The organism is Shewanella mangrovisoli, from assembly GCF_019457635.1.
In the GTDB taxonomy this organism is placed as follows: Bacteria; Pseudomonadota; Gammaproteobacteria; order Enterobacterales; family Shewanellaceae; genus Shewanella; species Shewanella mangrovisoli.
The window spans coordinates 621,994-634,776 of the sequence record NZ_CP080412.1 but is presented as its reverse complement, the minus strand read 5'-3'; the positions used below and the strand labels follow the sequence as shown (position 1 = coordinate 634,776).

The 12,783-nt window shown below is 51.1% G+C and carries 10 protein-coding genes; 1 reads left to right on the top strand and 9 read right to left on the bottom strand.

The features are described from left to right. Positions 1 to 126: 126 nt before the first annotated feature. Complete coding sequence (locus tag K0H60_RS02830; protein WP_133179432.1) at positions 127 to 753, bottom strand: flavin reductase family protein; 627 nt, start codon at positions 751 to 753, stop codon at positions 127 to 129. A gap of 183 nt (positions 754 to 936) precedes the next feature. Between K0H60_RS02830 and K0H60_RS02825 the strand changes: the two genes are divergently transcribed. Continuing rightward, positions 937 to 3,330, top strand: coding sequence for a fatty acid cis/trans isomerase (locus K0H60_RS02825; protein WP_220057211.1), 2,394 nt, complete (start codon positions 937 to 939; stop codon positions 3,328 to 3,330). Positions 3,331 to 3,371: 41 nt separating this feature from the next. Here the strand turns inward: K0H60_RS02825 and K0H60_RS02820 are convergent, their stop codons facing one another. From K0H60_RS02820 to K0H60_RS02785, 8 genes are all read right to left on the bottom strand, one after another. Continuing rightward, positions 3,372 to 5,504, bottom strand: a complete 2,133-nt coding sequence (locus K0H60_RS02820; protein ID WP_220057210.1) for a M13 family metallopeptidase — start codon at positions 5,502 to 5,504, stop codon at positions 3,372 to 3,374. 229 nt (positions 5,505 to 5,733) lie between these two features. Further along, on the bottom strand, positions 5,734 to 7,017 hold the full coding sequence (locus K0H60_RS02815) for a winged helix-turn-helix domain-containing protein (RefSeq protein ID WP_220057209.1): 1,284 nt from the start codon (positions 7,015 to 7,017) through the stop codon (positions 5,734 to 5,736). 214 nt (positions 7,018 to 7,231) lie between these two features. Continuing rightward, the gene (locus K0H60_RS02810) at positions 7,232 to 8,119 is read right to left on the bottom strand and encodes an ABC transporter permease (RefSeq protein ID WP_220057208.1); all 888 of its coding nucleotides are present in this window, start codon (positions 8,117 to 8,119) and stop codon (positions 7,232 to 7,234) included. Next, positions 8,116 to 9,162 carry an ABC transporter ATP-binding protein gene (locus K0H60_RS02805; protein WP_220057207.1) on the bottom strand — a complete coding sequence of 349 codons (1,047 nt, stop codon included), beginning with the start codon at positions 9,160 to 9,162 and terminating at the stop codon, positions 8,116 to 8,118. The genes K0H60_RS02810 and K0H60_RS02805 overlap by 4 nt, the downstream gene beginning before the upstream one ends. Next, positions 9,143 to 10,432, bottom strand: coding sequence for a nitrous oxide reductase family maturation protein NosD (gene nosD, locus K0H60_RS02800; RefSeq protein WP_220057206.1), 1,290 nt, complete (start codon positions 10,430 to 10,432; stop codon positions 9,143 to 9,145). The genes K0H60_RS02805 and nosD overlap by 20 nt, the downstream gene beginning before the upstream one ends. A gap of 9 nt (positions 10,433 to 10,441) precedes the next feature. Beyond that, complete coding sequence (locus tag K0H60_RS02795) at positions 10,442 to 10,933, bottom strand: nitrous oxide reductase accessory protein NosL (protein ID WP_220057205.1); 492 nt, start codon at positions 10,931 to 10,933, stop codon at positions 10,442 to 10,444. A 120-nt stretch (positions 10,934 to 11,053) separates the two neighbouring features. After that, positions 11,054 to 12,001, bottom strand: a complete 948-nt coding sequence (gene nrfD, locus K0H60_RS02790) for an NrfD/PsrC family molybdoenzyme membrane anchor subunit (protein ID WP_011621295.1) — start codon at positions 11,999 to 12,001, stop codon at positions 11,054 to 11,056. Between the two features lie 2 nt (positions 12,002 to 12,003). Further along, positions 12,004 to 12,711 carry a 4Fe-4S dicluster domain-containing protein gene (locus tag K0H60_RS02785; RefSeq protein WP_011621294.1) on the bottom strand — a complete coding sequence of 236 codons (708 nt, stop codon included), beginning with the start codon at positions 12,709 to 12,711 and terminating at the stop codon, positions 12,004 to 12,006. Positions 12,712 to 12,783: the final 72 nt, after the last annotated feature.

Genomic DNA, 12,783 nt, shown 5'->3' with positions numbered 1-12,783 from the left:
TGTGGGGTGAAGCCACACGACATTGATTTTTCTTTAAAAGAATAAAAACTTAAGCTTTAGATTGCTCTGCCATGAGATACCAAAACTAATAAGTCAAAAACTCAAACGAAGTTTGAGTACCAACACCTACACTTGTGGTCTATGCAAATCAAACCTTTGCTCTTCCGAGATCCCATAGTAGGCGGATGGGCCGCCAGCCCGCAGCACGGGTTCAGCGAGGGCGGTTTGATACACGCCGTCACTATCGAGTAAATGCTTGGCGATATGCACGGCAACGACTTCACCTAAGACGAGCCAAGTATCAATCTTATCCCCATTGGCGGCAGTTAATTGAATACATTGAGAAAGCTTACATTCAAAGTTTACCGGGCTTTCGGCCACCAGCTCAGCTTGAACGATAGTGCCAGCCTTGGGGGTGAGTCCAGCAAAGGCAAATTCGTCTTCACCGCGGGGCAGCATGGCCGAGGTTTGATTCATTTTCTCGGCAAGGCTGCGGGTAGTGAGATTCCAGACAAATTCGCCGGTGTCGACGATATTGGCGACACTGTCCTTCCAGCCCGTACTGGCAAAGCCGATAATAGGAGGTTTGTAATTGAAACAATTGAAAAAACTATAGGGCGCGAGATTGCGTTGCCCCTGGGCACTGCGCGAGGAGATCCAGCCTATGGGTCTGGGGGCGACAATCGCATTTAAGGGGTCGTGCGATAGTCCATGTCCCTTGCTCGGCTCGTAAAAATAGCGTTCTGTAGTCATCTTCTTCCCTTATCGATTTGTGCCTAATAAAGCATAGCATCCACTAATGCTATTCATATTACCCCGTGAACAGGCCGAATAAACACCCCAAATAAACAGTAAATTCAACTTGTTCAGACTATTCTGCTAAAGTGTTGCAGATTAAGGATGGATAAAGCTCATCAGTCGGGCAAAGGAGTGGATATGAATCCGATAAATGCAGTTTGGAAACGTTGGCTTTTGGCCCTAGTGTTAGCGGTCACGGGTTGCGCCAGCGTCGCCCAGGTGGATTTTGATAATCTTTACGGTAAAAGCTCGCCGCAGACGCGGGCTGATAATCAGCTTAATCCTAGTGAACTCACAGCACAAACAAAGGCTTATCACTCGACTGTTGAACCTATCATCAACGGTCGCTGCGTGGTTTGCCATGCCTGTTACGATGCACCCTGTCAGCTTAAAATGACCTCTAGTGAGGGCATTGAACGGGGCGCCAATAAGGAAAAGGTCTATCAGGGCACCCGTTTGATGGCGGCAACACCGAATCGGTTATTTGTCGATGCCCATACGCCTGAAGCATGGCGCGAACGCGGTTTTTATCCCGTACTCAATGAGCGCGCCCAGACCCCGCAGGCCAATACCCAAGCCTCAGTGCTGGCGCGGATGCTAACGCTAAAACAGGCCCATCCCCTGCCGGACACTAAACTGCTCGATAAGAGTTTCGACTTTAGCCTCGATCGGGTTCAGCAGTGCGCCAGCATTGAAGAAATGGACAAATACGAGCAATACCAGCCCCTTGCAGGTATGCCCTACGGCTTGCCTGCGCTCAATCAGCAGGAACATAAGGTATTAATGCAATGGCTCGAACAGGGCGCTGTGTTGCCAACGCCACCTGCGCTTAGCGCCGAGTTCAGCGACGAAATCGCCCGCTGGGAGCAGTTTTTAAATGCCGATAGCCTCAAGGCGCAACTGAGTGCCCGCTATATTTACGAGCACTTGTTTGCCTTCCACCTGTATTTTGAGTCCTTAACCGCGGCCAATGCCCCTGCGATTTACTTTGAGTTAGTGCGCTCACGCACGCCGCCGGGCAAACCTATTGATCTTATTGCCAGCCGCCGTCCCTTCGACGATCCGCAAGTGTCGCGGGTGTATTACCGCTTTCAGCCCTATCGCGCCACGATCGTCGATAAAACCCATATTCCCTACGCTTTGAATAACACTGTGCTGCAAAACTGGCAGCAGTGGTTTATCGACGCTAAATACCAAGTCAGCTCGCTGCCCAGCTATAAACCAAGCGTAGCGGCCAATCCCTTCGAGGCCTTTATTCAGCTGCCAGCAGGCTCGCGCTATCGCTTTATGCTCACCCGCGCCCAAGACACTATTATGGGCTTTATCAAGGGGCCGGTGTGCCGTGGTCAGGTCGCCCTCAATGTGATCAACGATAGATTCTGGGTTTACTTTGTCACCCCAGAATATATGGACGACAGTGACTTTACTGACTTCTATCAGGGCCAAATCGAGAACCTACGCATGCCCGCCGAGGAAGAAAGCACCGCCCTTGCCGTGACTTGGGTGAAATACGCCGCCAAACAGGGCGAGTATATGCGGGCACGAAATCAGTTTTTAAATCATAAGTTTAAAAATGGTCGCCACCTCACTATCGACGGTTTATGGGATGGCGGCGGCAACAATGATAATGCCAGCCTGACGGTATTTAGGCATTTCGATAATGCCACTGTGGTCAAAGGATTAGTGGGAGAATCTCCTAAGACGGCTTGGGTGATCGACTATGCCCTGCTGGAGCGTATTCACTACCTCTTAGTCGCGGGTTTCGATGTGTATGGCAACTATGGCCACCAGCTACTCACCCGCCTGTATATGGATTTTTTACGCATGGAGGGCGAGTCTAACTTCTTGACCTTGTTGCCCCAAGAAGAGCGCCGTAAGCAGTTTAAGGATTGGTATCAGGATGCGGGCACCCAGCTGACCGCCTTTATCGCGGGGGATATTAATACCTTCAATCAACCCACGGGCGTGCTCTACTACACGGACGATCTTAAGGCCGAGCTCTACCAAAAGTTGGCAGCTAAAGTTGGCGAGGTTCAGCCCCAACGCTATCAAATCGCACTCAGTCAGTTGCAACCCAATAGCAAGGCCTTGTTGCAGACGCTAGGCAGAGTCAAAGGCACGCAAGCGACTCTTTTGCCCGAGCTGACGATGATCATGATTGAGCCGCAAACCCCAGGCAAAGCGGAAATCTTCACCTTAGTGCGTAACAGTGCCCATCGGAATATTTCGAGCCTATTCAATGAGGAAAGCAATCGCGAGCCCGCCAAGGATGATGTCACGCTAGTGCGCGGGCTTTTGGGCAGTTACCCCGAAGCCTTCTGGCATATCAAGGAGCAGGACTTAGCCAAAGTCGTGGCTAAGGTCGAAGGCATGCAAACCGAAAAAGACTACGAGGCGTTATTGGATTTGGCGGCTGTGCGCCGTACCGATCCGCGTTTCTGGGCCTTTAGCGATAAACTCAACCAAGCCTTTTTCGACAGTCATCCGATTGAAAGCGGTTGGCTGGACTACAATCGACTGCAAAATCGCTAACAAAAAAGGGAACCCTAGGGTTCCCTTTTTATCGACTTAACTTACCAGATCTTCACGCGATCCTCTGGGGCTAAGTACAGCTTGTCGCCGGGCTTCACATCAAACGCAGTGTACCACGCATCTAAGTTACGCACGGTCAGCGCGCGGTACATGCCAGGAGCATGGCCATCGGTCGCCACGCGGGCACGCAGGGCCTCGTCACGCATCTTAGTCGCCCACGTTTGCGCGAAGCCGATAAAGAAGCGTTGGTCGCCACTAAAGCCATCGATAACCGGTGCAGGCTTACCGTTAAGTGAGGCATGGTAGGCATCGAGCGCGGCCGCTAAGCCCGCCACGTCGGCAATGTTTTCACCTAAGGTCAGCTTGCCGTTTACATGCAGATCCGGGAATGGTGCATAGGCATCAAACTGTTTCGCCAATGCCTCACCCTGCTTAGCAAACTGAGCAAAGTCCGCTGGCGTCCACCAGTTACGCATAGCACCCGTAGAGTCGAACGCCGCACCATTGTTATCGAAACTATGGCTGATCTCATGGCCAATCACAGCGCCAATCGCACCATAGTTATAGGCGGCATCGGCCTTAGCATCGAAGAATGGTGGCTGCAAAATCCCCGCAGGGAAGTTAAGCGCGTTCTGCACTGGCAGGTTAACCGCGTTAACCACTTGCGGCGTCATCCACCACTCGCCCTTATCCATTGGCTTACCAATTTTGGCGAGTTGATGGGCGTATTCCACCCTTTCACCATTGATAGCATTGGCATAGGCATTGGTTGGTGATACGGCATAAGCATCGTAATTACGCCATTTATCGGGATAACCCACGCCAACGGCAATGGTCGCAACCTTAGCTAGGGCTTCCTGCTTGGTTGAAGGGTCCATCCACTCGAGTTTTTCGACACGCTTACCAAAGGCACTGACGATGTTATCCACCATAGTGCTAACTTCGGCCTTGGCCGATGCCGGGAAATAATGCTCGGCGTAGGCGCGGCCTACGGCATCACCTAGGTATTCATCCAAGGCACTTAAGGCGCGTTTATCACGGCTGCGCTGCTCAGGAGTGCCCGACAGCTTAGTGCCGTTAAAGGCAAAAGAGGCGTTATCGATAGCCGAAGGCAATACATCGGCGTGGCTATTGATATGGTGGAACACCAGCCAGTCTCTCCACGCATCCAGCGGCTCAGAGGCCACCAGCGCCGACAGCCCAGTAATAGCACTGGCGTGGTAGGCGGCAAATCTGTCTTGCTTGCCAAGCTGGGCGGCATCTAAAAAGGCAGTCCAGTCGATACCCGGGGCTTTAGCATCGAAGTCGGCACGGCTCCACACACCCGATGCCTTAGTGAAATCTTCACTGTCTTCACGGCTGGCGTGGGCGCTAGCAATTTTATGTTCGAGGGCAAAAATGCGATCTGCACGGGCCGCTGCATCGCTGATGCCCGCATCGGTCAGCAGGGTCTCGATATAGGCACGGTAAGCGGTGCGGATCTCGACCATTTTAGGATCGTCCGACAGATAGTATTCGCGCTCGGGCAACCCTAAACCGCCTTGCAGAATATAAGGCAGCACTTCACCCGGCGTCGCCAGACCTTGAGTCACGAAAATCCCGAAGAGGTTTTCGGTGAAAAAGTCGGTGGCATTGAGAGGATCCACATCGGCACGCAGGTTAGCACCGAGCGCCGCCGACAGGGCGTGTTTGTCCGCAATGGCTTGATAGCTAGCTAAATCGGCTTCCATTGGCTTCATGCCCGCCGCATCGATTGCCGCGGTGTTAGTGTAAGCCTTGTAGAAATCGGCAATGCGCGCATCATCGCTGCCAGCGGCGTGTTCGGCCTTGACTAAGTCGGCGATCAGGCTGGTCTTATGCTTTTCAGTCTCTTGGAAAGCCACTAAAAAGGCACCCGTGCTTGAACGATCGGCGGGGATCTCTGTGGTTTTCATCCACTCGCCATTGGCGTAGGTATAAAAGTCATCGCCGGGTTTAACCTTGGGCGACATGGCCGCGAGGTTAATGCCGATTGGCGTGGCGGGTTGGCTGGCAGCAGGCGCTGCGCTGGTTTGTACTTTTGCAGCATTGTCGCTGGCGGCAGCGGCGGTTTCCTTGGTGTTATCACCACAGGCAGTTAACCCTGTCAGTACTGTCGTCGACAGTAATATGGCGGGGATCAGGCGGTCCGACATATGAGACTCCTTCCGTTGTTATTCTTGTATTTTTGGTATTTTGGCTATTTGAATGCTTTCCAGCATGGCGAGGCAGTGTAACTGGCGATATGGTGGGATGTAAAAGAAACTCACGCTTTATGATAGAAAGTTAATGCAAAGTCTTTAATACACTCTAACTCTCTGCAAACAGATGTTTCTAGCAAAAAGCCAAACAGCCGATGGCTATCGGCTGTTTGAATAACACAGGTTAGAGTTTGACTTGAGTGTACTGAGTCCAGGCCAGCAGTTGCCCCATCTGTGGGACTATCCATACCGCCGTGCCCTGATTTTGATAAACCCGATAATAGAACAGATCTTCGTCGCGAATATCGTGTTTGCGAATCGCACGGTAAAACTGCATCGCCGAATGGCTCACTTCATCGGGTTTGGTTAGCTCCTTTTGCGATACTTTGACATGGAAAACATCCACATTCAGATCATCAATTTGCGTCTGGTACTGCTCGAATTCGCCACGGATAGTGTACTTAATCGGTGTGGTTAAACAGTCCTGATCGGTGATGCAGGAGGTAGAGTAAAACTTGCCTCTATTTTCCCCTTCGTACACCAGCGACATGCTCAGATCCGTGCGCACCAGCAGTTCACCCGCTACAGGGAAGTAAATATCCGCATGGTAGTTATGCTCCAGCAGCTCACCCGCGCCCTTATCATCAATCGGCAGCACTATGCGGTTGTAGCGAATACGCTCCTCCATTTTTTTACTGAGCGGAATAAACTCAGCCATATCAAGGCCAGCCGGAGTGGCATCTATGGAGGTGATATTGATTATGCCCTTGCCGTTACAATCCTTGGCATCGAGCGAGGGGCAGATGGCCATCGAATAGTTTTTACCATCAGTCGCTGCAAAGGCGCTGAAATAAGGTAAGCCACTGATATGGTTACCCTCTGGCGCTAAATGTTTTTGCCACCATGAGGGATGTAAATGTTCCTCATCGTCGATATATAGCACCTGCGCCGTCCCCAAGGTGCCGCCAATATTGAGGCTGATATATTTATCGGCATTCCATTTGGCGACCCGTTTCACCACGGCATGGTGATCGCTCCAGTACCAAACTAAGGTGAGGATCACCCCCAACATGATAATGCCTGCCAGTTTCGTCCAGGCAGAGACGCCAACAATCGCATCGCGGATCGCATCGGCATCGTTAATCGCCAACATCTTCACATGGGACTGTTCGGACACATGCAACTGATAACCCCGGCGCGCCACCGTTTTAAGCTGCACTTCGGTATAGGATTCTAATTTTTTACGTAAGGTACTGATGCACTGAGTTAATGAAGTGGGCGCGACCACACGTTCTGGCCAGCCGACGTGCAGCAATTCTTCCTTGGTAAAAATCGCGTTCGGGGAAGATAACAGCAATAGGAGTACGGCGGTTTCTGAAAAAGTCAGGCCGATATGGGTTCCATGAACAAGATCAACAAGCTCCTTGGCCTGTTCATCTAACATTAGATATGAAGTGATTTTATGCATGTTAAGCGCCCAACACTAAGCCAACACAATAGACTATGATTGCGCTAACAACGGGCAAACACAGTGAAACTCAGCTTCACCCGAGAGCAACCGTGATTCCTGGCTACCAAATCAAGATGGTTTATTTTACTTATTAACAACATAAAATACTGTGACTCTATACTCAGTTTACCCATTGTTTATAAAGCATAAATTTAAACTAATGCAGAAAAACCTAAACCTCTTGCCGTGTAAAAATCCAGCTTGCCAGCACCCCTAATAGTCCTATCCAAACTGCCAGCAGAGCATACAGCAGTGGTATCCCCATTCCCGTTTGGGCAATCAACGCAAGACTGCTCTTCGCCGATAGGCTATCGGCGGGATTAGCAAGCAGGTTTAAGGCGCGGAAAAGATCGGTAGGATTGATTAAAATCAATAGGTTAAATAGCTGGCGATTGAACAATTCCGCCAGACTCACCAGCGCCGTGAGCAGCACTAAGTCATAGACTAAGACCAGCACAAACCACAGCAGCAGTAAAACACCTAGGGCCTTGGCCTTTTCCCGCACACACAGACTCACGCAATAGCCCAAAAGTACAAACACCAACGACAGCAAAATGCCACTGCTAATCAAATGGATAAACCCTATGGCTAAGGCGTGTCTGGCGTGTTCTTCAACAAAGGCCAGCAGTAATAGCGCCGTCGTTCCAAACCCCATCACGCAGGCAGAAATCATCACATAGGCATGGCCGAGTAACTTGCCGCACACCAAGTGCCAACGGGCCAAGGGATAGGTGAGTAATAGTAACAGAGTGCCCGACTCGCGCTCGCCGACAAAACTGTCGTAACTGAGTAAAATGGCGCCCAAGGGCAAGATAAATACCGCCAGCGTGACTAAGCCCGAGAAGATTTGCGCGCTTGCGAGCAGTACCACAGTGCCCGACACAGCGCTGCCCATAAAACTCACGCACAGGGATAAAATCAACAAGATACCCGCCATCAAGCCCAGCCAGCGGTTACGTAAATTGTCCTTAAACTCTTTCACGGCAATGGCTTGTATCAGTGTCAGCGCCCTTGGGGAACAATATTGGGCACAGCCTTGCTCGATGCTTATCTGACTCATGCCACTAACTCCCTTTGATCTTGCTCTTCTCCAACAGCCGAGCTCGATGTTGATGCATTAGGGCGATTTAGCCCTGCCATAAAATGATGGAAAATATCCTGCAAGCTCGGTGGCGCAATGGAAAACTCATGGATCTTAAGAAGATGTAATTGTTCGATCGCCTTGGCCTTAAGCGCATCGGGCACACCAAAGCACACCCTATTAGCACTTGAGTGGTTCCGCATTGAGGCAAATAGCGGCTGGCTGATAAGCTGCTGATATTGCAAAGGCGAAACGCGATGTAACTCAAGCAGACTTGGCAGCGAACTCACTATTCTAAGGCGAGTTAAATCGCCCGAGGCGAGCAGCCGACCTTGACCTAAGATCAGCGCACTATCCATTTGATCTTGCACTAATCCTAACTCATGGGTACTGATGATGATGGCGCAGCCCTGCGCCTTCAGATGCGCCATTTTCTGATATAAAAATGCCGATGCGAGCGGGTCTAACCCCACTGTCGGTTCATCCAGCAACAACACTTTAGGATCGGCCAATACCGCCTGAGCTAATCCCAAACGTTGGCGCATGCCCTTGGAAAAGGTGCTTAGGCGTTTATCCTTGGTCGCCATCAGGCCAAACTCTTCCAGCAGAATGGATACTCGCTTGGGATCAACACCCTTGAGTTTGGCAAAATAGCTTAAGATCTCCTGCGCCGTCATATTGTCATAAAAGCTCACATTTTCAGGTAAATAGCCTAATGACAGATTGGCATTGGGTCGCTTGGTATGCAGCGATTGCCCTTGCACAAATAGCTCGCCCAGGCTTGGGGAGACAAGCCCCAAGATCATTTTAATCAAGGTCGATTTACCCGCACCATTGTGGCCAAGTAGTGCTAAAGTTTGGCCAGCATGCAGTTCAAAATGAAGATCCGTGAGCGCTTCGAACTTCGCATAACGCTTGCAAAGCCCGATGGCCTTAACCGCCACTTGCCCTTGTGATGAACCCTCGTTTGTCATCAAGGTTAGCGCCTGTTTATGCCTTGCATCATTGCTGAAATGGCTCATTGCCCATCTCCTCGGTTTTCCATCCCATTAAGGGAAAGCTGTCACTCACGCCGCTTACGCCCGTTGGCTGAAACTGCCGCTCCACCCAACGCAGCAGCAAGACCACTGGGCTTTCCATCAGCAGTTTCGCTTCGGGATAGAGCCAAAAGAGCTTGTCTAAGCTGTCGTTGGGCCGATGGGCGATATCCCCGACGCCGTCGCCATTAGTGTCCCAGCCCTGATATTCGGACCAGTAATTGCCCTGCCCCTGATAACTCCACTCGAGTTGTGCCTCGCCAACGTATTTGACTTGGGTTTGATTGGCTAAAATACGATTGTGCCAAAGGCGATTTGCTTCGCCGCCCATGGCCATGCTAATCCCAGTATCGCTATGGCTAAACTCATTCGCCTCGATGCGATTATTCTGCGCAGCGTAGATAAAAATACTCTTGCCCTCGTTGCCCAGCTCCAGCGAACCTTGGGGATTGACCACCTCTGTCACGACATTCGCCTGAATATGTGCATCGTTAGTGATATTGAGCAGAATGCCAAAGTCCCGCGCTTGGCTAACCTTGTTGTGGTGTAGATAGATGTGCTGCGAGTTCATCAAGGCGTAACCGCCATCGACGCTAATCGCTTGATTGTTTGAGGCTTCATCGCCTCGGGTGTACATATAATGAATGCCGTATTGCAGCTTAGCGAATTGATTATGGTGGATTTGGCTGTCCGTCACCGACTCGAGATACACACCATCGCGGACAAAAATAAAATGGTTAGCTTGCACTTGGGGCGCGCTCACATGCTTGAGGAATATACCGTCACCCCGATCCAACACATAAATGGCACCATTACCGCTGATGCTGTTTTCCATAATCCGGGGCGCACTAAGCTGCTCGCCATAGATACCAAAGCCATCCCCCACCAGCCGATTGCCCTTAATGAGCACCTCGTCAGCACCCAGTTGCAGCAAGATCCCTGCATTGTGGTAATAAAGATCCCGCCCCCAGTGACGGATATTCAACCCTTCGACTATCACCTTAGGCGCTGCAATGGTTAAGGCGCTACCTTGACGCAAAGCATCTAAGGTAGCCCCCGCTTCGCCCTTAAGATGAATGGCGCGGCTAACATTAAAATTGCCTTCGTAAACGGCAGTGGCGAGCACAATAGTGTCGCCATCCTGCGCCCGCGTGAGGGCCTGGGTCAGAGTAGCTGTATCTTTGACCTTAAACTCCTGCGCCAACCCAACAAGGGATAAACTACAGAGCCAACCGAGCAGCAAGCCGCGCCACATACCTATCGCCTACTTATCGCCAGCCAGTAATTCGAGGGTGATCTCATCGAAACGGAGCACGCGGCCACCATGTTCTTGAGCAAAGGCCTCGGCGGCGGCTTTAGTGCTAAAAGGCGCTACAGCAGGCCCCATCACGGCTTTTTTACTGGTGCCATAGACATAAAACGCGCTGGCGGCATCGATAAAGGCGCCATCGTCTGGTTGTTCCCAGTCGGTCGATGCGGCGTCATGCACCATCATGTAATCAATTTGTCTTTTGTTTTCAGGCTGTAGGGCAAAGTTAAACATATCGCGACTGGAGCAAAACTTAGGCACCATCTTCTCGGCCTTCAAATGCACTTGTCCCTTAGGCCCAGGGTATTTAGTGATCACCATGCCGCAAAGGTGGCAACGGTCATGCTCGTGGATCATCTCGGCTTTATGTTGATGATCAGTGGCTTCACTCTTATTGCAGCCCAATAACAAAGGAGCGACTAGTAGCAAACTTAAGTACTTTTTCATCCTGTTATTCCTTGAAAAATATCAACGCCTCGCCAAGGCACCTTGCAGGGACAGACCTCTTGTGACGAGGGTTGATACAAAAATGGTTTATCGCTTCAGGCCTTGGGCCTTAGCTTTGGGTTAAATCGCGTAGTTTTGCCCCGCCAACAGGATGAAGAGCCGCAGGCACATCATGCCCACGACCGCACACATGCCCGACATATAAAAGGCTTTGGCCGAATGGCTAAAATGCTTACCCGTGGCGAAGTTAAGGAGCAGCGGCGCACCAAAACCGATACCGACCACACCAATCCAGAATACACTTGCCCAGATCCCTTCCTGGAAGGCGGCAAAGGCAAACTGACCTCCGGCATTGCCAGTTAACAGCGCGGTGGCGATCATAAAAATAAACAGGGCTTCGGCGAACATAATCGGCCACTCGGCGCCGTGTAGGATCTTCATCTCGCCGCTGTGCAAAGGTTCTTTAAACAACCATACCGCCAGCATTTTGGCCGAGGCGCCGCCCGCTGAAAGCCCTGAGGCAATAAACAACGCAGGCAATACCGAGGTATTGATCAGTGGGAAGCGGATCAGGGCGGAGATTAAGAAGCCGGTGTAAGCACAGACGGATAACGCCAGTAATAACACCAGTGCTTCCATCGGGCGTCTAAAGCCCTTCAACTTAGTGATGATGGGGCCGAGAAACTGCAATTGTGGAATAGCCATCAGCTCTTTTTCGAGGGCGAATAGCGCGACCACTGCCACTAACGGGATATACACCGACAAGGCAATCACACCAATCGACATCACAGAATTTAAGTTGTAGAACACCAAAATTCGCCAGAAGAATAAGGGGTTAGTCAGGTCGAGCACCAGACACAACATCCCTAAACTGATAGTGACAAACGACAGCAGAGTCGCCGCTTTTAAAAAGGCGGTATTTTCAACCTGACCTAAGTAAAACCGCAGCGCCAGCGCAATGGTTAACGCCCCGCCGGAGATGCCGGCGAAGAACAAATACACCGCAATCGGCCAAGGCCAAGCGACGCCTTGGGAGAGGCCTAGGGTAAATTCCATACTGGTATCCATATTTACACTCCCAGTTTGACGATTGGTATGTAACGTAAGCTCGGCTCAGTGCCAAACTGCGGCTTAATGCGCACTGAGTCTTTTACCGCTAAGAGTTTGCTTACGTAGGATTGAGGATCGTTGGCATCACCGAAGATCAGCGCATCGTATTTACAGCTCTGCACACAGGCGGGTAATTCGCCCTTGGCTAACTTGCTGTTCAAACAGAAATCGCAGTTATCGGCCACATCCGTATCGCTGTTGATGTAGCGAGCGTTGTAAGGACAAGCCCCAATGCAGTATTTACAGCCGGCGCATTTGCTCGCGTCCATAGTCACAATGCCCGTTTTCGCGTCGCGGTGCGCCGCGCCAGTCGGACAAACAGTGACACAGGGGGCGTTCTTGCATTGCTGGCAGGAAACCCGCACAAACTTACGTTCACAGTCACAGCTCATCTTGCCGCAATGCGGACAAGGCTGACCTTCGACACGACCACTCTGCTGCTCGAGCAACACCCGTGACTTGCCTTCGGGTAAGTGGTTGGCTTGATTACAGGCGGTTTTACAGTCGCCACAGCCGACACATTTATTTTGGTCAAAGACCATGACGTAATGGGGCTTATGGGCGCCGTCGGACTCTTCTTTGACCGAACACCCGGCTAAAGGCGTTAACATCAAAGAGCACATGCCAGCGCTTTTAAGGAACCTCCGTCTCTCTATATTTTCACTCACAACATCCTCCATCTATCGGTTTTATACCGACGTTTTTATTTATATCGTTATCGTTCCAACATGCCTGAAAAT